Below are 21,485 nucleotides of genomic sequence, written 5' to 3'. Positions count from 1 at the left end.
CGCTCATCGTCCCGCCCCGGCCTGATAGTGGTGCAGGAACAGCTCCTCCAGGCTCGGCGGGGTGCAGCTGAAGGAGTGCACGGTGTACCCGCCAAGCACCCGCAGCAGCCCGGCCACGCGCTGCTGCTCGATGCTGAACCGGATCAGCCCCTGCTCCTGGTGGACCGCCTCCACTCCCTGCAACCCGCGCAGCCGCTCCAGCGGAATGTCACTGGAAAGCACCACATCGCTGCGAGTCAGGTGGCGCAGCTGTTGCAGGGTTCCGGATTCCACGCTGCGCCCATCGCGGATGATGGTGACGTGGCTGCACAGCTTCTCCACTTCGGCCAGCAGGTGGCTGGAGAGCAGCACGGCGGTGCCGCGCTCGGCCGCTTCCTGCACCGCGTGCTGGAACACGCGTTCCATCAGCGGGTCCAGGCCGCTGGTCGGCTCATCGAGGATCAGCAGATCCACGTCACTGGACAGGGCGGCCACCAGGGCCACCTTTTGCCGGTTGCCTTTGGAATAGGTGCGGGTCTTGCGCCGCGGATCCAGTTCAAAGCGTTCAATCATCTCATCGCGCCGCGCCTTGTCCGCGGCGCCGCGCAGCGCGGTGAGCAGGTCAATCACCTCCCCGCCGGTCAGCTTCGGCCACAGGTTCACCTCCCCGGGGACGTAGGCCAACCGCCGATGCAGGGACACCGCCCCGCGCCACGGATCAGCCCCGAAAAGCCGCACCCGGCCCGCATCGGCACGCAACAGCCCCAACAGCACCCGGATGGTCGTGGTCTTGCCCGACCCATTGGGGCCGAGAAAGCCATGGATCTGACCGGGAGCCAACTCCAAATCCAGGCCCCTTAGCGCCTCGACGCGTCCGAAACTCTTCCTCAGTGCGGAAATCTGGATGATCGCCTCGCCCATTGCGCCCCCTAGCGTGCTCTGTCCGCCCCCTCGGTGGTGACTTCGATGCTAGGCTCCCGGCGACGCCTTGGGAAGAGCCGGAGCCGTCGCCCTGAATCCCGGGGACTTATCACCTTTTGATTAGATGAATTGTCACCTGACTAGCGCCCTAGTGAATTGCGGAGATTTTTCTGCCCCGCCCCCTTCCCAGCCCGTGCGGCATCCGGTATTGTACAACCAAATGGTTGTACAAGAGTTGAGCGATGAGCAGCTGAACCGGGTCTTCCGCGCCTTGGCCGACGCCACACGACGTGACATCGTGCGGCGAACCCTTAACGCCGAGGTCAGCATCTCGGACCTGGCGGCGGACTACGACATGTCCTTCGCCGCGGTGCAAAAGCATGTGGCCGCGCTTCAGACGGCGGGCCTGGTCAGCAAGATCGCACGTGGCCGCGAACGACTCGTTCGGGGCCAGCCGGAAAGACTCCGGCACATCACGCAAACACTCTCAGCCTTCGAGGACATCTGGCGCCAGCGCATCGAACGCCTGGATGACTTCCTCGCCGACGAGGCACCATCCTAAGGAACACGCCATGCCCGTCACCTCGGTCCTCAAGGACGCCGAGACACTGACCCTCACCGTGCACGCCGAATTCCCCGTGCCGGTCGAACGCCTCTGGCAGGCCTACCTCGACCCGCGCCAGATCGAAAAATTCTGGGGGCCTCCGGACTACCCGGCCACCTTCACCCGCCACGACGGCTGCGCGAACGGCTTCAGCCACTACTACATGACCTCCCCCGAGGGCGAGACGTTCCACGGCTACTGGCAGTGGAGTGAACTTCTCGAGCACAGGTTCTTCGAGGTCATCGACGGCTTCGCCACGGCCGAGGGGGAACCAAATCGGCAACTGCCCACCACCCGGGTCAGCTTCGCCTTCCGCCCGTGGGAAGAAGGCTCGAAATTGACGGTCACCTCCCACTTCAATTCCGTCGAGGACCTGGAGCAGCTGCTGGAAATGGGGATGGATGAAGGCCTGCGTCTGGCCATGGGACAGCTGGACCAGGTGCTGGTCGACCTGGGTGATGTGGCCCTGGCACGGCCCACCGAGGCCCAGCTGCTCAGCGACACGAAGGTGCGCATCAGCCGGGTCATCCGCGGCAGCCGGGAGCAGGTCTGGCACGCCTACCACGACCCCCAAATGCTGCGCCGCTGGATGTTCGGCCCGGACGGCTGGCGGCTGACCGAATGTGCGGTCGGCAGCGAGGTAGGGCAGGAGCACCGTTCCTGGTGGGAACCGCAGGCCGGGTCGGGGCAGGAAGGATTCGGCTTCTGCGGCCGAATCCTGGCCCGCCAGGCCCCGGTCTACGAACGCACCACCGAGCAGATGATCGGCACCGATTCCCCGGTCACCGTCAATGAGCTGACACTGACCCCGGCGCCCGGCGGAACCCTGCTGACCCTGGTGATCACCTACCCGGACGCCCACACCCGCGACTCGATCCTGGGCACCGGGATGACCGACGGGATGGAGGCAAGCTACGCCCGGCTGGACTCCCTGCTCTGACCGTGCGCATCCCGCGCCCCGGCACCCGCCGGGGCGCGGGGCGATGTGCGGCACAGGCTGGACGCCAACCCACCAAGATTGTGAAAGACTTGGATCCATGACTTCCCATAATGTGCGTGCGGGCCTGGACAAGCAGGCAAACCAGGTTCAGGAGATGTTCGACAACGTGGCACCCCGCTACGATCTGCTCAACACCCTGATGACCGGCGGCATCGTCAACTACTGGCGCAAGCTCACCACCGAGGCCGTGAACCCCAAGTCCGGGGAGCGGATCCTGGACCTGGCCGCCGGCACCGGCACCTCCTCGGTTCCCTTCGCACAGGCCGGGGCGAAGGTCACCGCCTGCGACATGTCCCACGGCATGCTTGCCGAGGGCCGCAAGCGCCACCCGGAACTGGAATTCGTGTACGGGGACGGCACCGATCTGCCGTTTGAGGACGACACCTTTGACGCGGTGACCATCTCCTACGGGCTGCGCAACATCTCCGACACCGAAAAGGCGCTGTCCGAGATGCGTCGGGTCACCAAGCCCGGCGGACGGATTGTGGTGGCGGAGTTCTCCACCCCCACCTTCGCCCCGATCCGGATTGCCTACCAGCAGTTCCTGCCCCGGGTGATTCCGGCGCTGGGCTACCTGGTCTCCTCCAACCCCTCGGCGTACGCCTACCTGGCGGAGTCGATTGCCGCCTGGCCGAACCAGCAGCAGCTTGCCCACAAGTTCCTGGCCGTCGGCTGGCAGAACGTGGAGTTCCGCAACCTCACCGGGGGCATCGTTGCCCTGCACCGGGCAACCAAATAGCATCCGGCCCCAGCCACAGACCCCGAAAGCACCGCCGCGGGCAATGCCTGCGGCGGTGCTTTGCTTCTGTCGGCTTCCGCGCGTGGCATCGGCTGCGCTGGGTGCAATGGCCCACAACTCCGCCGAACAGCACCCGCACTTTGCTAGACTGCACTGCATGAAGACCGAGATCGTCACCGCCTAGCCCAACGAACCGCGCGCACGCGCCCTTGTTCACTACCGGCTGGCCGACCTCAGATCTCGTCGAATTCCCCAAGACGTCGCCTCCCAGCCGGGGCGGCTCTTTTCCTCGATGCCATCTGCAGCCCGTCGCCGGCCGCAACCCGCGCCGAGCACGGCGCCCGAGGAGAATCCCATGGCTCACTCACCGGCCGTCGCCATCCATTCCCTGTCCTTCGCCTGGCCCGACGGCAGCCCCGCGCTGCGGGAAGTCAACGGCACATTCAACACCGGGAAAACCGGCCTGGTGGGCGAGAACGGCGCCGGAAAGTCGACCCTGCTCAAGCTGATCGCCGGGCAGCTTCGCCCCAGCGGCGGGCACGTGGAAACCACCGCGGAGGTCGGCTACCTGCCGCAGAACCTGATCCTGGACGAACAGATGACCGTCGCCGGGCTGCTGGGCATTGAGACCACCCTCGCCGCGCTGCGGGCCATCGAGGCCGGCAGCGTCGAGGTAGCCGATTTCGAGGCCGTCGGCGAGCGTTGGGACATCGAGGCGCGGGCCGAGGCCGAGCTGGCGCGTGTGGGCTTTGGAGCCCAGGACCTCACCCGCGCGGTCACAAGCCTGTCCGGCGGGGAGGCGATGCTGCTGGCCGTCACCGGTCTGCGCCTGGCGCAGCACGGGATCACCCTGCTGGATGAACCGACCAATAACCTTGATCTGCCCACCCGGCGCCAGCTCTACGCAATGCTGCAGACCTGGCCGGGCACCCTGATCGTGGTCAGCCATGACCTGCAGTTGCTGGAATTGATGGAGCAGACCGCCGAGCTGCACGGCGGAACGCTGCGCAGCTTTGGCGGCCCCTACAGCATCTACCGCGAACAGCTGCAGGCCGAACAGGCCGCCGCGCAGCAGGCGGCCCGCAACGCCGAACAGGCGCTGAAGGTGGAAAAGCGCCAACGCGTCGAGGCGGAAACAAAGCTGGCACGGCGCCAGCGGCAGGGCCGGTCCCTGCAGATGAGCGGCAGCATACCGCGCATGGCCGCCGATAACCTGCGCAAGAAATCCCAGGCCTCGGCCGGGGCGATGCGCTCGCATCTGGAATCCAAGGTGGACAGCGCGCAGCAGGCCGTGGACGCGGCCGACGCGAAGGTCCGCCAGGTGGAGCAGATCAACCTGGAACTACCCGACCCGGCGCTGCCGCGCGGACGGCGCATCGCCGAATTCAGCGACGCAGCGGCCACCCACAGCATCCGGGGCCCCGAACGGGTCGGCCTGGTGGGCCCGAACGGGGCGGGCAAGACCACGCTGCTGCGCCGGCTGCTTTCCGGCACCGGCCCAACCGATGGCGCGGTGTCGGCCACGCTGCACACCGACCTGGTGGGCTACCTGCCACAGCGCCTGGATTCGCTGGATGAGCACGCCTCGGCGCTGGACAATGTCCGGTCGGCGGCGCCGGGGGCAAGCCCGGGACAAATCCGCAACTTCCTGGCCCGGATGCTGTTGCGCGGCTCCAGTGTGGACCGGGAACTGGGGACACTCTCGGGCGGTGAGCGGTTCCGCGTCTACCTGGCCACGGTGCTGCTGGCCCAGCCCGTTCCCCACCTGGTCATCTTGGACGAGCCCACCAACAATCTGGACATCTCCAGCGTGGAGCAGCTGGTCCAGGCGCTGCGGGCCTACCACGGTGCGCTGTTGGTGGTCAGCCACGACGAGGCGTTCCTGGCGTCCCTGGGCCTGGACTACCTGCTCAGCCTGGAGCCCGAGGGCTCGCTGCGTCGTGTGGATCCGCCAAAGATTGCCTGAGTTGCGGCCCGGGCCTTCCGGATTCGCCGCATCCTGCCCTTACACTGGGACGAAAGCACGTTTTCAGCCACGGAAGGCCCCCATGAGCTACCCGCAGCGCACCGTCGAGGTTCAACCCACCGGGCTGGTCATCGACGAGTCCGCCACCTTGTTGTGGCATGACATCCGCCGCGCCTTCATCTACGAAAGCACCTCCGGATCACAGACCCTGACCTGCGCCGAGTTCATCCTGACCGAGGGGTACAGCGTGGAGATCAACAGTGAGATGCCCGGCTGGGATTCGGCGCTTCAGCACCTGCCCCAGCGCATCGAGAACCTGGTGGACGAACGCTAGGCGGTGGCGGGCGTTAGCGGCGGCGGGACGTTGACGCGCTGCGGCCCACACCCTAGGATCGGGCGCATCCCCGCCTCTCCCACTCTCAGGAGCCCCCATGGCCGAAGTCATCTTGTTCCACCACGTGCAGGGCCTGACCGACGGGGTGCGCGCACTGGCCGATGAATTGGAGCAGGCCGGGCACGTCGTTCACACACCGGACTTCTTTGCCGGCGAATTGCCGCCCGACATTCCCTCCGGGATGGAGCTGGTGCAGCGGCTCGGGCAGGAGACGGTGAACCAGCGGGCCGATGAGCTGGTGGGCGCCCTGCCGCAGGATCTGGTCTATGCCGGGATCTCCTGGGGCGTGATGTTGGCCCAGCGCTTCGCCCAGCGGCGGGCCGGGGCGCGTGGTGCCCTGCTGCTGGAGTCCTTTGTGGACCCGCAGGCCTCCTGGTCCTTCGGGCCGTGGCCGAGTACCGTGCCGGTGCAGATCCACGGCATGGCTGATGACCCGTTTTTCGCCCATGAAGGGGACCTGGACGCGGCGCAGCAGTTCGTGCAGGGTCCGGGCGCCGGGCTGGCGCAGCTTTTCACCTACCCGGGACGGGCCCACCTGTTCACCGACAGTTCCCTGCCCGGCCACGATCCGCAGGCCACTGCGCTGCTGATGCAGCGCGTCGGGGTGTTTCTTGAGCGGCTCGCCGCGTCCCCTGACCGGTCCACGCCATAACCGCCTCGCCGCGGATGCACGAAACAAAAACGATCGGGCCCCACGAGGTGTTCCTCGCCGGACCCGATCTTGATGGTGCGCCCTGTGGGGCTCGAACCCACGACCAATGGATTAAAAGTCCAGTGCTCTACCAACTGAGCTAAAGGCGCACGGCATTTAGCCAAGATCAATGTTACCCGATCACCGCCACCCGCTCTTAATCCGCAGGTCAGCCCAGTGCTGACTCCCTCCCCCACGGGGTGTGCCAGCTAACTGCCCCCGGGCGCCACGGTGGCGTAGACTGGCTGGCCGCCGCTTTTAGACCACCCACCCAGCAACAGGGAGTATTCTCGACACCATGAAAGGCCCACGCGCAGGTTCCAAGGTCCCCCACGACTCCGGATTCCGCCACCACAAGCCCAAGCCATTCACCCCCCGCGAGTTCGAAGCCTACGTGGGTGGTGCCGATCCCGCGCGCGTTTCGGAAGCCGCGCACCTCTCGGCCCGCGCCTTTGTGCACGGCGGGCTGGCCAACCAGGATCCGAAGGTCAGTGCCCGGCTGGTGGCCGTGGCCGAGGATGAGGGCATCGAGGTGCTGGCCGAGCTGTGGAGCGAAGCCCCGGCCCGCTCGCTGCCCGGTGCCCTGTGGCGGCTGTACGCCATCCGCACCGCGACGCTGAACAACCCGGAGGTGATGGCCACCCGGTTCCGTGCCGGGGCCGAGCGGGCCGAGGTGGACCGGATCGTGGCCGGGGCGGCGGAGCCGCCGACAGCCGATGAGCTGCGCAGGATGGCCGACTCGATTCTCTCCGGCGCCTTTGACGGGGACTTCGCCCATGCCCTGGAACGCACGGCCGCCTATTGCCGGGTCATCGCCCTGGGCATGGCGGAGCATGCGGACGCCGCGGATCTGGCCAATGCGGTGCGCGGCAGCGTGCTGACCCAGCGGGCCACCGCCCTGGTGCGCACCGCCGAGGACCTGGAGGCCTGCGCCCACATGTGGCGCAATGATTGCCTCGATTAGCCGCGGGCGCGATAAGTTGTAGCTTGGCAGATTCCAGGCGACCAGGGCGGGCAGATTGAGCGAAGAACCACGACGGCCAGCTACGGGCACCGGCCGATGGCTTCTGGTTCTGATTCTCACCGCAATTCTCACCCAGACCACGCTGAACCTGGTGCGCCCGGTGACCACCTACAAGCTGCTGACCTTCTCCGCCGGGCCGGTGGCGGTGGGTTTGACCACCGCAGCGTACGCCCTGCTGCCGCTGCTCAGCGCCATGTGGCTGGGAAGGGCCAGTTCCCGCATCCGCCGCATCCGCTACCTGATGCTGGCCGGGGTGCTGCTGTTCGTGCTCGGCGCGGCGGCCATCGCCAGCGCCCCGGGCGTCCTGGTGGTGGCCGCGGGCAGCGCGGTGCTGGGCATGGGCCACCTGATGTTCACCATTGGCGGGCAGTCCTCCATTGCCCGCTTCTTCCCCGATGACCAGTTGGACAAGGGGTTCGGCTGGTTCACGGCCGCCTATTCGGTGGGCCAGTTCCTTGGACCGCTGCTGGGCGGGCTGATCCTGGGCAACGATGCGCAGCTGCAGTCCACACAGCGTTCCGGGGACATCGCCCTATCCCTGTGGCTGGGCGCGGTAATTGCCGCGGTGGCTATCCCGCTGCTGCTGCCGAACCTGCAGCCACGCCGGGCAGGACGCACCGAGGCGGTGGATGGGCCGGCCCGGGCGCAGGGTGCACCGGCGCGCTCCCAGGCCACCATTCTTTCCATCATCAGGATCCCGGGGATGGCCTCGCACATGTTCGCCTCGCTGACGCTGCTGGCGATCATTGACATCCTGGCCGCGTTCCTGCCGCTGGTGGCCGAACATCACGCGGTGGCGCCGACCACCGTCGGGGTGCTGCTGGCGGTGCGCGGCGCCGCCTCGGTGCTCTCCCGGCTGATCCTGCCGTGGGCCTCGAAGCGCTTTGACCGGCAGAAGATGGTGCTGGGAAGCCTCTTCGGCTCCGGGCTGGCCATCGCCCTGGTGCCCCTGCTGATGGAGCACCTGGGCGTGGCCTCGCTGGCGCTGTTCGCCGGCGGGTTCCTGCTGGGCCTGGGCCAGCCGCTGACCATGACCATGGTCTCCACCTCCGTGCCCGGGCAGGACCGCGGGGCTGCGCTGGCGGTGCGGCTCATGGGCAACCGGTTGGGCCAGGTGGTGGTGCCGATGGTGGCCGGCACCGCGGCGGTGGGCCTGGGCCCGGCCGGGGCCATCTGGTTCTGCTGCGCCCTGCTGGCGGCCAGCGGGCTGGAAAAGTCACTGCGCCGCCGCGCCACCTGAGGCCCGGCGGGGCAGGCTCGCCCCGCAGCCGCCGCGTCCGGATGCGTGAGATCCAGCACGGAAGCTGAAATCGGTTGACATCTACCGGGGCAAGCGAGAAAACTGGACTCTGGTGTCGGGCCGCTGGTAACCCCGGGCTCCAACCATTAGCCGCTGCGAGCGGCCTTCCGCCGAGAGGCGTTCCCGGTCCGGCACCACCAATCACGGTTGTTAACCTTCCCGACGTACACTGTTCAACGTCAGTCCTCCCCCAATGAAGTACGACTTGAATGGTGCGCCGTAAATCGTGAAGTTCCAGCTCTTTCCCTCCGCCTCCCGCGGACTTGAATTGTTGCGAGACCTGGCCGCGCTGATTCACGGCGCGGTGGACACCCTGGCCGAAATGATCGGCAACGCCGAGGGCCGGGAGCAGACCCTGCGCTCCCTGGCCGAGGCCGAAACCAAGGCCTCCGACCTGCACCACGCGGTGCTCACCCACTTGCGCACCTCCTACCTGTCCACGCTGCCGCGCGAAGACATGTACACCTTCGCCCGGCTGCTGCACGAGACCATTGAGAAGCTGCGCGGCACCGGCGAGCTGATCGCGCTGGTGGGCTCCACCCCGCTCTCCGCCCGGGCCTCCGAGCAGTTGGACCTGATGGGGCAGCTGGGGGAAATGGCCACCGCCTCGCTGCGCCAGCTGCACCACCTTGATGACCTGGAGGACAACTGGTTGCAGATGCTGCACGTCTCCAAGCGCATGGCCCGCACCCATCTGGCCTGGAGCGTGGAGAACGCCTCCTACTCCAAGGCCTCGACCATGCACCGCCACCAGCTGGTGGCCGATCAGCTGCAGGACGCGTGCACCGTCATGCGCCAGTTCACTGATCACCTGGGCCGCGTCCTGGTCAAGGAGTCCTAAGGGCAATGACCACCATCCTGTGCGCTGTGGCCGTGCTGTTGACCCTTGGCTACACCACCCTGAACGGTTTCCGTGACGCCTCCACGGCGGTGGCCGCAGCGGTGCGCACCCGGGCCCTGACCCCGGGCATCGCGGTCACCGTGGCGGCGATCTTCGCCTTCCTGGGCACCCTGGCCAGCTCCAGCTTCGGTTTTTTCCTGGTTAACCGCCTGGATGTCAGCCTGCCCGAGGGCAACGCTGGACTAATGATGCTGATCTGCGCGCTGCTGGCCGCCTCCGGCTGGGGACTGTTCTGCTGGTGGCGGGGCATGCCGACCTCTTCAACGCACGCGCTGCTCTCCGGGATCGCCGGGGCCACGGGCGCGGCGGTGCTGCTGGGGGCCCTGCCCGGCGGCAGCGGCCTGGACATCCTGGCCAGCGGCGTACTGCTGCCGCTGGTGGTCACCCCAATTGTCGCCTACCTACTGGCCTATTTCCTGGTTCTGCCCGCCACCTGGCTGATCCGCCACGAAACGGCGCGCAATGTCAGCGCCCGTTCACGAGCCGGCCAAGCCCTGGGCGCCTGCGCGGTGGCCCTGGGGCTGGGGCTCCAAGACGGACAGCGTTCCGGAGCCATGCTGATGCTGGTATTCATTACCGCCCAGTCCATGGAGCCGGGAACCACCCCCTGGGCCCTGCAACTGACCGCGGCCGCCTTCCTGGCCTTCGGGGTGTTGCTGGGCGGCTGGCGGATCACCCATACCCTGGAGCACCGGCTGGTGAAGATCGACCCGCTGCGCGGCATGGTCGCCCAGGGGGTGGCCGCGGGGCTGCTGTATGTCGGCGCCCTGCTGCTGCACCTGCCGCTGTCCACCAACCAGTCGGTGACCAGCGCAATCGTCGGTGCCGGCGCCAACCAGCCCTTTGAGTCGGTGATCTGGCGCAACGTCATGCGGGTCGTGGGCCACTGGCTGGCCACCCCGGTGGTGTGTGTCCTAGGCGGCGCCGTCCTGGCGCTGGCGGCCTATCCCCTGACCCAGCTGTAGTCCCAAAGCCAGTCCCGGGGCTCGGGGATGAACAATTCCTCGATGGCGCATTCGAAACAGCTCGCCAGCCGGAAGGCCGGCGGAAGGGACGGGTCATACCGACCTTTCTGCGATGAAATCAACGTCTTCCGCCAGACGCCAGCGCCTGGGCGAGCGCCGACTGGGACAGCCCCAGGACCCTGCGGAATTCGGCCAAGCGGTTCCGCATCAGCCTTCGGCCCGTCTTGGCGAGCGGTAGTGGGCGGCGAAGTCGAGTATCACCAGCAGCACTGCCACCAGCACCAGGTTCAGCGGCGCGCGCCCCCGGGGAGAGTCGAAGATCCTCGCCCGGTTCCCACCACCAGCAGCAGGTCGGCAAACACGGCGCTGGCCGCCCGGCCGTACCAGTGGCTTTCGACCGAGGACGCGACATCTTCGATGGCTGCGGCCAGCGTCTTGCGTTCCACGCACAGCACCCAGCAAAGGGCAACGGTCATGTAAAGCACCATCAGCGCCCCTAATACCGCACCGAGCACTGGCCAATCCCCGCGGTGCTCAGCCCGAAAAACACTCCCATGCCCAGTGCCAGCAGTAGCGCGCAGGCCAGCGACACAGCGATCAGCGTCACCGGCGGGCCTCCAAACAGTGCCCTGTCCCAGCGGAACTTCGCCACCGCCCTAACCATCTCAACACCGTTCCCCTCGACCGATTGCTCCCTGACGGCTGCAGTTGTGGAAGCCGTCGAGGAGCTAGCCTCCCGGTCCGCCGAGGGCCGGCTAAAGACTCCTCTGGTGGGAGTGCTCGACGAGGCCGCCAACGTCTGCTGGTGGCGCGATCTGCTGGCTCGATCTTGTTGGAGATGGGTGAAGCCGCCGCGGTTGCGGACTTACCCTGCCCGTCGTGCAGTCGGTCCAGCACGGCCTATGCCGCACTGGCGCGGCCGGTAGAGGACCGCTGCGCGGAAGATGCGGCAGTAATCCATGTAGGACTGAGTTTCCGGCTGATGCTGCGGGAGCGCCCGCCAGGCTTCGTTGCCGTGCCGCCCTGGGGTCGTGTCAGTCCAAAGCATGGTAAAACCGGCGACAGTCCACCAGCCTGGATAAAGAGTGTGGCCCTGTTCAGCACGTTCTTCTTGGAAAAACGGGTAAAATCGGGCAGCCAAATGACCAGGGCAAGCTTCCTCGACAGGTGGCGTGCGTCTTAAACAGCCGGTGGCCCACCCGCACGCGGGTGGGCCACCGGCCTGATCCCCTCCAGGATCCCCCGGAAGACCCCCTTCCGGACCGCCCGCCGCCAACGGCAGCGGACGAATTCTGTGCTTCCGCGCCTACCCGAAGCGGCCCGAGACGTAGTCCTCGGTGGCCTTCTGGGCAGGGTTGGAGAAAATGGTGGCGGTGTCGTTGTACTCGATGAGCTTGCCCGGCTTGCCGGTGCCGGCAATGTTGAAGAACGCGGTCTTGTCGCTCACCCGGGCCGCCTGCTGCATATTGTGGGTCACGATCACCACGGTGTAGTCGTTTTTCAGCTCATTGATCAGGTCCTCGATCGCCAGCGTGGAGATCGGGTCCAGGGCCGAACAGGGCTCATCCATCAGGATCACGTTCGGCTTGACCGCAATGGTGCGGGCAATGCACAAACGTTGCTGCTGGCCACCGGAAAGGCCGGAGCCGGGCTTGTCCAGGCGGTCCTTGACCTCGTTCCACAGGTTGGCCCCGCGCAGCGACTTCTCCACCAGCGCCTCGGCATCCGAGCGGGAGATCTTCTTGCCGTTCAGCTTCACCCCGGCCAGTACGTTGTCGCGGATGGACATGGTCGGGAACGGGTTCGGGCGCTGGAAGACCATCCCAATCTGGCTGCGCACGGTCACCGGGTCCACCCCGGCCTCATAGAGGTTGTCCCCGTCCAGCAGCACCTCACCCTCGACGCGACCGCCGGGAATCACTTCGTGCATGCGGTTCAGGGTGCGCAGGAAGGTGGACTTGCCGCAGCCGGAGGGGCCGATGAAGGCGGTGACGGATTTGGCGGCGATGTTGATGTTTACATCCTGCACGGCCAGGAATTTGGAGTAGTAGACGTTCAGGTCTTTGACGTCGATGCGCTTTGACATGGTGGTTGGGTCCTTTGGAAAAACTGTGGGTGACAGGTCCGGAGCCGGTGCGGCTCAACGGCCCTTCTTGGGGGCGAAGATCGAGGCGACCAGGCGGGCGACGAGGTTCAGCGCCATCACCATCAGGATCAGCAGCAGGGCAGCGGCCCAGGCACGCTGGATTGACGGGTCGATGTTCGTCGGGCTGGTCGGGGTCAGGATCTGGTAGTAGATGAACGTGGGCAACGTGGACATCCAGTTGGCGAACACGTTCAAGTTGATGTTGCTGGCGATGCCGGCGGTGACCAGGATCGGGGCGGTCTCACCAATCACCCGGGCAATGGCCAGGGTGACGCCGGAGGCGATGCCGGAGATCGCGGTGGGGATGACCACCTTCAGGATGGTGCGCCAGCGGCGCACGCCCAACGCGTAGGAGGCCTCACGCAGCTCGTTCGGCACGATCTTGAGCATTTCCTCGGTGGAACGCACCACCGTGGGGATCATCAGCACGCTCAGCGCGACGGCCGCGACAATGCCCATGCGGGCGTTGGGACCCAGGATCACCCCGAAGAACGCGGCGGCGAACAGGCCGGCCACGATCGAGGGGATGCCGGTCATCACGTCGACGAAGAATGTGATCGCCCGGGACAGCAGCCCGCCCTTGGAGTATTCGACCAGGTATATGGCGGTGAGCATGCCCACCGGCACCGAGATGATGGTCGCCCACAGGGTGATCAGCAAGGTGCCCATCAGCGCGTGGTACGCCCCGCCGACGACCGGCCCGCCCTCGGCGACGCTCTGGTTGTCCACCGCACCGGTGACCCCGTTCATTGAACTGGTCAAGAAGTGCAGGCTCATCCCCGGCAGGCCCTTTTCCAGCACGGTGTAGATCACCGAGGCCAGCGGGATCAGCGCCAGGATGAAGGCGCCGTAGATCAGGTACAGGGCCAGCGCGTTCTTCCCGCGCCGGGCCCCCTCGACAATGCCGGTGGCCGTGGTGGCCCCGATGACGAACAGCAGCGCCGCGTAGATCGCGAAGCTGGCCACCGAGAATCCGCCCAGGGTGGACAGGGCCGCACCCAGGATGACGGCGCCGGCCGCGGTCGCCGGCACGGCCCAGCGCGGCAGCTTGCCCTTGGCCAGCGCGTTGCGGGTGCGCGGAGCCAGCTCGGCGCGGGACTGGGCGGAGCCGGAGGTGGACTTTGGCTGTGGGGTTTTGGTCAGGCTCATCAGTTCGCTCCCGAGAATTCCTTGTGGCGGGCGATGATGGCCCGGGCAATCATGTTGACCACCAGGGTGATCACGAACAGCACCAGGCCGGCGGCGATCAGCTCAGCCAGTCGCAGGCCGAACGCCTCCGGGAAGTTCAGCGCGATTTCCGCGGCGATGGTCTGGTTGCCGGACTGGATCAGCGACGGGATCAGCGCACCGGTGGACAGCACCAGGGCCACCGCCATCGTTTCGCCCAGGGCGCGGCCCAGGCCCAGCATCACCGCGGAGATGATGCCGGGGCGGGCGAAGGGCAGCACCGCGGTGGTGATCATTTCCCAACGGGTGGCGCCCAGCGCCAGGGCGGCCTCCTCATGCAGCTTCGGGGTCTGCAGGAAGATTTCACGGCACAGCGAGGTGATGATCGGCAGCACCATCACCGCCAGCACGATCCCGGCGGTGAACATGGTCTTGCCGGTCTGGCTGGCCGGGCCGCCGAAGATCGGGATGAAGCCCAGGTTCTCTGCCAACCACTGGTAGCCGGGCACCAGGGCCGGGGCCAGCACCAGGTAGCCCCAGGCGCCGTAGATCACCGATGGGATCGCGGCCAGCAGGTCGATGACGTAGCCCAGCGGGCCGGCGATCGAACGCGGGGCGTAATGGGAGATGAACAAGGCCACCGCGATGCCGATCGGGGTGGCGATCAGCAGGGCGATCGCCGCGGCGATCACGGTGCCGATGATGATCGGGAAAATGTAGGCGAAGAAGCCCTCGCCGCCGGAGATCTCCGCCGGGTCGGCGGTGAAGGTGGGCAGGGCCTGGATGAAGAGGAAGACCGCGACCGCGAACAGGGTCAGCAGGATCAGCACGCCCGCGGACAGCGCCGCGGTGGAGAAAATCCTGTCCCCGGCGCGCCCGGCGGTCGAGCCGCTCTTCAGGGCATTGGTGGTCATGGGATAAGCCTTCTAGTGGGGTCGTATGCCGGCGGGTTTACCGGCGCGAAGGAGGGTTGGAGGGGTGTGGCGCGGGCCGGGCTGCGGCCCGCGCCGGGTGGTGCACTGGCCTATTCGGCCACGGTGATCGAATCGATGGCCGCACCGGCTTGCTCGGCGATGGCCGAGGAGAGCGGGGCGTTGCCGGCCGACTCCTGGGCGGCCTTCTGGCCTTCCTCGGAGACAACGTAGTTGCCAAAGGCCTTGACCAGGTCCACGGTCTGCTGGTCCTTGTAGCTGGAGCAGTACACGTGGTAGGAGACCAGCACGATCGGGTAGGTGCCGGCCTCGGTGGTGTCGCGGGCCAACTCCAGGGCCATGTCGTGCTCACCGCGGCCCTCGACCGGAGTGGCCGCCTCCAGGGCCTTGGCCGCGGCCTCGGCGGAGATTTCGGTGTACTGCTGGCCGACCTTCACGTTCACGGTGGACAGCTTGCCCACCGCGGAGAAGTCGGCGTAGGTGATCGCCCCGTCGGTGCTCGAGGTGGTGGAAACCACCCCGGAGGTGCCCTTGGCGTTCTCCGACTGGATGTCCTTGGGCCAGTCGCCGGAGACCTCGTAGTCCCACACGTCCCCGGCCGCGGCCTTCAGGTACTCCACGAAGTTCTCGGTGGTGCCCGATTCGTCGTTGCGGTGCACCACGGTGATCGCGGTGTCCGGCAGCTGCACGTCCGGGTTCTGGCTGGCGATGGCCTCATCGTTCCACTTGGTGATCTCCTTCTTGAAGATCTTGGCGATGGTCGGGGCATCCAGGTTGATGCTTTCCACGCCCTCCAGGTTGAAGGCGATCGCAATCGGGGAGACGTAGGCCGGCACGTCGAAGGCGCCCTCGGGGCCGCAGACCTTCTTCGAGTCGGCCAGCTCCTCTTCGCTCATGTAGGCGTCGGATCCGGCGAACTGGGCGCCGCCGGCCAAGAACGCCTTGCGCCCGGCGCCGGAGCCATCCGGGGAGTACTGCACCTGCGCGCCGGAGTTCGCGGCGGCAAACGCGTTGGTCCAGGCGTCCATGGCCGAGCTCTGGCTGGAGGCGCCGGCGCCGGTCAGGGTGCCCGAAACGCTGGCGGCGGTGTCCTGGTCGCCCGAGGGGCTGCTCTGCGCGGCGCCGGTCGGGTTGTCTGAACCGCAGGCGGTCAGGGCCAGGGCGGCCACGGACAGCACAGCGGCCGCACTGGAGAGGCGTTTGAAGTTCACGAGTGTTTCCCCCATATTCAGGAATTGCGGTGTGGTGTGACCGCCATACAGGCTTTAGGTCTGCCTTGAGCGTAGGCAGTGCAGGTAACCAGCACCCCCGGCGAAGGTGAACGGAAGGTTAACACCGCCGCGCGCCGCTATGAACCGCCTCACATCCCGGCGTCCCGAGCCCCACCATCGACAGTGCGTCATGATGCCCCCATCGGCGCGGCAGGCGTGAAAGACTGGTTGTCATGGCCAGTGCACCGAACCTCAGGCGCGCCCGGCTCTTCGTGCGCCAGCGCAACCGGGTGGGGCTCACCCGTGCCTGGAACTCCCTGCCGCGCATTATCCGGATGACCATTGCGGCGATCGGCGCGTACTGGATCGCCGATTCCCTGCTGGGGCACACCCAGCCGATCTTCGCCGCCACCAGCGCGCTGGTGGCCTCCGGCTTCGGCACCGCCACCACCATGCGCAAGGTGCTGGAGGTGGCGGTGGGATGCACCCTGGGGGTGGCGATGGGCGACTTCCTGATGCACTGGTGGGGCCAGGGGCTGTGGCAGGCCGCCGCGGTGATGTCGCTGAGCCTGCTGGTGGCCCGCTACCTGAACTCCGGGCCGATCTTCTCCACCCAGCTGGGCATGCAGTCCGCGCTGGTGGTGCTGCTGCCGATCTCGGTGGATGGGCCCTTTGCCCGCTCCCTGGATGCGGTGGTGGGGGTCAGCCTGGCGATCCTGCTGATGATCCTGCTGCCCAGCGATTCGCGGCGCACCCCGATCGCGGCGCTGTCCGAGCTGCTGCGTGAGATGGCCGAGGTGCTGCTGGAATGCTCCTGGGCGGTGCGCGATGACGACCACCGTTCCGCGTTCCATGCCCTGGTCAAGGCGCGCGGCACCCAACGCCACGTGGACAAGCTGCCGGCCGCCTTCTCCGCCGCGCTGGAGGTGGCCACCTTCGCCCCCACCCAGCGCCGGCACCGCCAGGAAATCCGCCAGCTCTCCGAACGCAGCGACCACTTCGATTTGGCCGCCCGCAACCTGCGGGTGGTGGTGCGCCGCCTGGCGGCCGTGCTGAGCCAAAGCGCGCTGAGCGCCGAGGGGGCCGAGCAGATCACCGCGCTGCTGCGCGAACTGTCCGAGGCGGTGGGCACGCTGGCGCATTCGGTGCGGGAACCCACCGTGGCCGGGCAGCACAAGTACGAGCGGCTGGCCCGCCACCAGCTGCAGGACTGCGCTGCGAAGCTGGACCCGCACCAGATGGGCATCGAGGGGTTGCAGGGCGAGGGCCTGGTGCTGCTGCTGCGCCCGATGGTGGTGGACCTGCTCAAGGCCGCCGGCGCGGACACCGAGGAGGCCACCTCCGCCCTGCCTCCGCTGCACCGCTAGGCACCCATGCCCGAACTGTCCGGTCCCGTGGGTAGCATGAATCCATGAGCAAGACCGCGCGTACGAAGAATTCCGCCAAGTTCCGCTGCGCCGAATGCGGCTGGACCACCGCCAAATGGGTGGGGCGCTGCGCCGAATGCCAGGCCTGGGGCACCGTGGAGGAAGTCGGGGTCGTTGCCGCGCGCACCACCGCCGCGGCCCGGGTGGCCAACCCCGCCCAGCCGATCGCCGCCATCGACGCCTCCCAGGCCGCGTTCCGCACCAGCGGGGTCACCGAACTGGACCGGGTGCTGGGAGGCGGGCTGGTGCCTGCCGCGGCGATCCTGCTGGCCGGGGAACCCGGGGTGGGCAAGTCCACGCTGCTGCTGGATGTCGCCGCCAAGGCCGCCCGCAGCGGGTTGCGGGTGCTCTACCTGACCGGGGAGGAATCCGCCCCACAGGTGAAGTCCCGGGCCGAACGCATCGACGCGGTCGCCGATTCGCTCTACCTGGCCGCGGAAACCGACCTGGCCCTGGCGTTGGGACAGATTGCGGAGATTGACCCGCAGCTGCTGATCCTGGACTCGGTGCAGACCTTCTCCAGCGCGGATGTGGACGGGGCCTCGGGCGGGGTGTCCCAGGTGCGCGAGGTCGCGGCCAGCATCATCAACGCCGCGAAGACCCGGGCCATGACCACCATCATGGTGGGGCACGTGACCAAGGACGGCTCGGTCGCCGGGCCGCGGCTGCTGGAGCACCTGGTGGATGTGGTCTGCCAGTTTGACGGGGAGAAGCATTCGCGGCTGCGGCTGCTGCGCGCCCTGAAGAACCGCTACGGGCCGACCGATGAGGTCGGCTGCTTTGACCTGACCGAGGACGGGATCGAGTCCCTGTCGGATCCCTCGCGGCTGTTTGTCACCCGCACCAAGCACCCGGTGCCCGGCACCTGCATCACCGTCACCCTGGAGGGGCGCCGACCCCTGGTGGCGGAGGTGCAGTCGCTGCTCTCGCGTTCCGCCGGCCCGGCCCCACGCCGGGCCACCAGCGGCCTGGACGCGGCCCGGGCCCAGATGGTGTTGGCGGTGCTGCAGGCCAGGGCGCGCATGGACCTGTCCGGGATGGACTCCTACATCGCCACCGTGGGCGGGGTGAAGCTCTCCGAACCGGCCACCGACCTGGCCTGCACCCTGGCGGTGGCCTCCTCGATGCATGACTTCGCGCTGCCGCAGGACTTCGTGGCGTTCGGGGAGGTCGGACTGGCCGGGGAGGTGCGTCAGGTCCCGGAGATTTCCCGGCGGGTGACCGAGGCGGCCCGGCTGGGCTTCTCCTTCGCCATGGTTCCGGCCACCCCGCAGCCGTTGAAGAACATCCCGGCCGGGATCAGGGTGTTCCAGGTCGAATCGATCGCCGAGGCGCTGGATCTGGCATTCAACCAACGCCAGAAGCAGGCAGGATAGGATTGATCCGTCCCGCCCGAAAGGAATCACCAGGTGCAACGAGAACCCTCCGGCGAACTGCTTGGCACCCTGGCGCGGATCGCGCCGGGCACCGAACTGGCCATGGGGATTGAGCGGATCCAGCGCGGGCGCACCGGGGCACTGATCGTGTTGGGCTACGACCAGGTGGTCGAATCGATCTGTTCGGGCGGCTTCCACATTGACATTGACTTCTCCCCCACCCGGCTGCGCGAGCTGGCGAAAATGGACGGGGCGATCATCTGCGACGAGTCCGGGGGACGGATCCTGCAGGCCGGGGTGCAGCTGATGCCCGATGCGGCGCTGCCCACCGCCGAATCCGGCACCCGGCACCGCACCGCCGAACGCGTGGCCCTGCAGACCGGCTTCCCGGTGGTGGCAGTGTCCTCCTCCATGCAGACCATCACCCTGTACGCCGGTTCCGAACGCCATGTGCTGGAAACCAGTGAACGCCTGCTGGTGCGCGGCAACCAGGCCATCGCCACCCTGGAGCGCTACCGGCACCGCCTGGACCAGGTCACCAGCGCCCTGACCGCCGCGGAGATCGAGGACGCGGCCACCGTGCGTGACGTGCTGGCGGTGCTGCAGCGCACCGAGATGGTGCGCCGCACCAGCCAGGACATCTCCCGCCAGGTCCTGGAGCTGGGTGCGGACGGGCGGCTGCTGGCCGCCCAGCATGCCGAGCTGCTGGCGGGGGTGAAGACCGACAACCAGATGGTGCTGCGGGACTACCCGGACCTGGCCGGCGGGGCGCAGCACCTCTCCGAGGCGCTGGCCCGCCTGGAGCAGGTGCCCGACGCGCTGCTGATTGAACTGGATGCACTGCTGCGGGTGCTGATCCCGCAGGCGCCGCTGAGCCTGGATGACGCGCTGACCCCGCGCGGCTACCGGATGCTCTCGCTGATCCGCAGCCTGCCGCGCGCCGTCGGCGAGCGCCTGGTGGAGAAGTTTGGTGACCTGCAGCTGCTGATGGCCGCGTCCACGGCCGAACTGATTCAAGTCGAGGGCATTGGGGAACAGCGGGCCCGCTCCATCCGCGAAGGGCTGGCCAGGATGGCCGAGTCCTCCCTGCTGGACCGCTACCTGTAGCGGCTACTTCAGTTCAAAGGACTTCGGTTCGGACTCCAGCTCCCCCAGCAGCGCGGTAAACCGGTAGGTGCCGGGCCGCGGCTGCACGTTTACGGCCTTGCACCCGGGGGCCGACCGTTCCTTCTGCCAGGTGAAGCGCGCGTTCTCCTGTTGTCCGGGCTTGAAGTCCAAGATGACGTCCTCCCCGTTCTGGGCGCAGTCGGCCGTGGAGAAGATGCGGTCCGAGCCGCTCATCACCCGGAACTCCTGTTGACTGGTGCCCACATTGATCTTGCACTCGGATTCCGAGGCGTTCTTCACCTGCAGGATCAGCACCGGGTCCTGGTCCGCGGTGTAGGACGCGGCGTCGGTGGCGGCGCTGAGCTCAATATCCGATTCCGCGCACATGCCCTCCGGCGACTGGGAGGCAGTCTCATTCTCGGGCTCACTTTCGGGCTGCTGGCCCGGCTCCGGCTGCTGCGGCTGCTCGTTTGCGGCCGGGGGCTTCTCCTCGCCGCCCAGGGCCGAGACCACCGCAACCACACCCCAGACAAGCAGACCCACCAGCAGCAGTGCGATGACTGCCACGGTGATCCGCCGGCGCCGGTAGACGCTGGTCGGCAGCCTGCCCTGCGGTGCTTTACTCATAGCTCAAGGCTAGTTCATTGCGGTGCGCTTCCCGGTGATTTCGCGGTGATTCCCTGACCGGGGGTGCCAGGCCATACAGTGGTGGGGTGCACGAAATCCACGAGCTGATCAACCACTGGTACCACGCCAATGCGCGCACCCTGCCCTGGCGGGAGCCCGGGGCCTCCGGGTGGGCGGTCATGGTCAGTGAGTTCATGCTCCAGCAGACCCCGGTGGTGCGGGTGCTGCCGGTGTGGGAGCAGTGGATGCAACGCTGGCCGCGCCCCCAGGACCTGGCCGCCGAACCGGTCTCCGAAGCGATTCGGGCGTGGGGGCGGCTGGGCTACCCGCGGCGGGCAATGCGCCTGCATGCCGCAGCGGTGGAGATCACCACCGAGCACAACGGGATGGTCCCGCGCACCGAGGAGCAGTTGCGTGCCCTGCCGGGAGTGGGCGACTACACCGCCGCCGCCATCGCCTGTTTCGCCTTCGATAAACCCACCGTCGTGGTGGACACCAACATCCGCCGGGTGCAGGCCCGGCTCTTCGGCGGCGCGGCGCTGCCCGAACCCAGCCCGCGGGCCAGCGAGTTCGCCCGCGCCCGCCAGGTTCAGCCCGAGGACCATGAAGCAGCCGTCACCTGGAACATCTCCGTCATGGAGCTGGGGGCACTGGTGTGCACCGCGCGCAGCCCCAAATGCTCCCAGTGCCCGGTGTTCGCCCATTGTGCCTGGGTGGCCGCCGGGCAGCCTGCCCCGCACTACACGCCCAAGGGGCAGGCCTGGCACGGGACCGACCGGCAAGTGCGCGGGGCAATCATGGCGGTGCTGCGGGCCGGCGAGCAGGCCGTGGATCCCGCCGTGTTCCTGGCCGATCTGGCGATGCAGCAAGACCCGGTGTTCACGCCGCTGCAGAAGCTTGATGCGCCGCTCCAGCAGCGCCAGCGGGCGCTGTCCGGGCTGCTGGCCGACGGCCTGGCGGCCAGCGGCGATGAAGGAATCGTGCTGCCCAGCTAGGCCGGACAGTCCG

21 protein-coding genes and 1 tRNA gene are annotated in these 21,485 nt (G+C 67.6%); 14 read left to right on the top strand and 8 right to left on the bottom strand.

Annotated elements, in window-relative coordinates; translation table 11 throughout:
• Positions 1-3: 3 nt before the first annotated feature.
• Positions 4-900 carry an ABC transporter ATP-binding protein gene (locus tag GcLGCM259_RS00620; RefSeq protein WP_138925435.1) on the bottom strand — a complete coding sequence of 299 codons (897 nt, stop codon included), beginning with the start codon at positions 898-900 and terminating at the stop codon, positions 4-6.
• A gap of 220 nt (positions 901-1,120) precedes the next feature.
• Between GcLGCM259_RS00620 and GcLGCM259_RS00615 the strand changes: the two genes are divergently transcribed.
• From GcLGCM259_RS00615 to GcLGCM259_RS00590, 6 genes are all read left to right on the top strand, one after another.
• Positions 1,121-1,462, top strand: a complete 342-nt coding sequence (locus tag GcLGCM259_RS00615) for an ArsR/SmtB family transcription factor (RefSeq protein ID WP_138925434.1) — start codon at positions 1,121-1,123, stop codon at positions 1,460-1,462.
• 10 nt (positions 1,463-1,472) lie between these two features.
• Positions 1,473-2,444, top strand: a complete 972-nt coding sequence (locus GcLGCM259_RS00610) for an SRPBCC family protein (protein ID WP_138925433.1) — start codon at positions 1,473-1,475, stop codon at positions 2,442-2,444.
• A gap of 97 nt (positions 2,445-2,541) precedes the next feature.
• On the top strand, positions 2,542-3,243 hold the full coding sequence (locus GcLGCM259_RS00605) for a demethylmenaquinone methyltransferase (RefSeq protein WP_138925432.1): 702 nt from the start codon (positions 2,542-2,544) through the stop codon (positions 3,241-3,243).
• 355 nt (positions 3,244-3,598) lie between these two features.
• Complete coding sequence (locus GcLGCM259_RS00600) at positions 3,599-5,209, top strand: ABC-F family ATP-binding cassette domain-containing protein (RefSeq protein ID WP_138925431.1); 1,611 nt, start codon at positions 3,599-3,601, stop codon at positions 5,207-5,209.
• Positions 5,210-5,291: 82 nt separating this feature from the next.
• Positions 5,292-5,543, top strand: a complete 252-nt coding sequence (locus GcLGCM259_RS00595) for a hypothetical protein (protein WP_138174689.1) — start codon at positions 5,292-5,294, stop codon at positions 5,541-5,543.
• A 97-nt stretch (positions 5,544-5,640) separates the two neighbouring features.
• Positions 5,641-6,255: a dienelactone hydrolase family protein gene (locus GcLGCM259_RS00590; RefSeq protein ID WP_138925430.1), complete on the top strand. Its 615-nt coding sequence runs from the start codon at positions 5,641-5,643 to the stop codon at positions 6,253-6,255.
• 73 nt (positions 6,256-6,328) lie between these two features.
• Here GcLGCM259_RS00590 and GcLGCM259_RS00585 read toward each other — a convergent pair.
• Positions 6,329-6,404: transfer RNA gene (locus GcLGCM259_RS00585), tRNA-Lys, on the bottom strand.
• Positions 6,405-6,592: 188 nt separating this feature from the next.
• On the opposite strand from GcLGCM259_RS00585, the gene GcLGCM259_RS00580 reads away from it, so the two are divergent.
• From GcLGCM259_RS00580 to GcLGCM259_RS00565, 4 genes are all read left to right on the top strand, one after another.
• Positions 6,593-7,258, top strand: a complete 666-nt coding sequence (locus tag GcLGCM259_RS00580) for a hypothetical protein (RefSeq protein WP_138174693.1) — start codon at positions 6,593-6,595, stop codon at positions 7,256-7,258.
• A 55-nt stretch (positions 7,259-7,313) separates the two neighbouring features.
• A complete protein-coding gene (locus GcLGCM259_RS00575) occupies positions 7,314-8,558 on the top strand; it encodes an MFS transporter (RefSeq protein ID WP_138925429.1) in 1,245 nt (414 codons plus the stop codon).
• A 286-nt stretch (positions 8,559-8,844) separates the two neighbouring features.
• Positions 8,845-9,459, top strand: a complete 615-nt coding sequence (locus GcLGCM259_RS00570; protein WP_138925428.1) for a hypothetical protein — start codon at positions 8,845-8,847, stop codon at positions 9,457-9,459.
• Between the two features lie 5 nt (positions 9,460-9,464).
• Positions 9,465-10,484 (top strand): inorganic phosphate transporter, encoded by a 1,020-nt coding sequence (locus GcLGCM259_RS00565; protein WP_138925427.1) that lies wholly within the window; start codon positions 9,465-9,467, stop codon positions 10,482-10,484.
• A 287-nt stretch (positions 10,485-10,771) separates the two neighbouring features.
• Here GcLGCM259_RS00565 and GcLGCM259_RS00555 read toward each other — a convergent pair whose 3' ends face one another.
• From GcLGCM259_RS00555 to pstS, 5 genes are all read right to left on the bottom strand, one after another.
• Positions 10,772-10,960, bottom strand: coding sequence for a hypothetical protein (locus GcLGCM259_RS00555; RefSeq protein ID WP_138925426.1), 189 nt, complete (start codon positions 10,958-10,960; stop codon positions 10,772-10,774).
• Positions 10,961-11,790: 830 nt separating this feature from the next.
• Positions 11,791-12,570, bottom strand: a complete 780-nt coding sequence (gene pstB, locus GcLGCM259_RS00545) for a phosphate ABC transporter ATP-binding protein PstB (RefSeq protein WP_138174705.1) — start codon at positions 12,568-12,570, stop codon at positions 11,791-11,793.
• A 54-nt stretch (positions 12,571-12,624) separates the two neighbouring features.
• Positions 12,625-13,779 carry a phosphate ABC transporter permease PstA gene (pstA, locus tag GcLGCM259_RS00540; RefSeq protein WP_138925424.1) on the bottom strand — a complete coding sequence of 385 codons (1,155 nt, stop codon included), beginning with the start codon at positions 13,777-13,779 and terminating at the stop codon, positions 12,625-12,627.
• Positions 13,779-14,711 carry a phosphate ABC transporter permease subunit PstC gene (gene pstC / locus GcLGCM259_RS00535; RefSeq protein WP_138925423.1) on the bottom strand — a complete coding sequence of 311 codons (933 nt, stop codon included), beginning with the start codon at positions 14,709-14,711 and terminating at the stop codon, positions 13,779-13,781. Before pstC ends, pstA begins: the two co-directional genes overlap by 1 nt.
• Before the next feature lie 110 nt (positions 14,712-14,821).
• The gene (pstS, locus tag GcLGCM259_RS00530; protein ID WP_138925422.1) at positions 14,822-15,955 is read right to left on the bottom strand and encodes a phosphate ABC transporter substrate-binding protein PstS; all 1,134 of its coding nucleotides are present in this window, start codon (positions 15,953-15,955) and stop codon (positions 14,822-14,824) included.
• A 218-nt stretch (positions 15,956-16,173) separates the two neighbouring features.
• Between pstS and GcLGCM259_RS00525 the strand changes: the two genes are divergently transcribed.
• From GcLGCM259_RS00525 to disA, 3 genes are read left to right on the top strand one after another with little or no spacing between them, the layout of a single operon-like run.
• Positions 16,174-17,307 carry an FUSC family protein gene (locus GcLGCM259_RS00525; protein ID WP_138925421.1) on the top strand — a complete coding sequence of 378 codons (1,134 nt, stop codon included), beginning with the start codon at positions 16,174-16,176 and terminating at the stop codon, positions 17,305-17,307.
• 44 nt (positions 17,308-17,351) lie between these two features.
• Entirely contained in the window at positions 17,352-18,743 is a 1,392-nt protein-coding gene (gene radA, locus GcLGCM259_RS00520; RefSeq protein WP_138925420.1) for a DNA repair protein RadA, read from the top strand.
• 33 nt (positions 18,744-18,776) lie between these two features.
• Positions 18,777-19,850 (top strand): DNA integrity scanning diadenylate cyclase DisA, encoded by a 1,074-nt coding sequence (gene disA, locus GcLGCM259_RS00515; protein WP_054821708.1) that lies wholly within the window; start codon positions 18,777-18,779, stop codon positions 19,848-19,850.
• A 3-nt stretch (positions 19,851-19,853) separates the two neighbouring features.
• Here disA and GcLGCM259_RS00510 read toward each other — a convergent pair whose 3' ends face one another.
• Positions 19,854-20,477 carry a hypothetical protein gene (locus GcLGCM259_RS00510; protein WP_138925419.1) on the bottom strand — a complete coding sequence of 208 codons (624 nt, stop codon included), beginning with the start codon at positions 20,475-20,477 and terminating at the stop codon, positions 19,854-19,856.
• A gap of 86 nt (positions 20,478-20,563) precedes the next feature.
• Between GcLGCM259_RS00510 and GcLGCM259_RS00505 the strand changes: the two genes are divergently transcribed.
• Positions 20,564-21,472, top strand: coding sequence for an iron-sulfur binding domain-containing protein (locus tag GcLGCM259_RS00505; RefSeq protein WP_138925418.1), 909 nt, complete (start codon positions 20,564-20,566; stop codon positions 21,470-21,472).
• Positions 21,473-21,485 lie beyond the last annotated feature (13 nt).

This window comes from Glutamicibacter creatinolyticus, assembly GCF_006094275.1.
Classification (GTDB): domain Bacteria; phylum Actinomycetota; class Actinomycetes; order Actinomycetales; family Micrococcaceae; genus Glutamicibacter; species Glutamicibacter creatinolyticus.
This window is presented reverse-complemented; position numbering and strand designations above follow the sequence as displayed.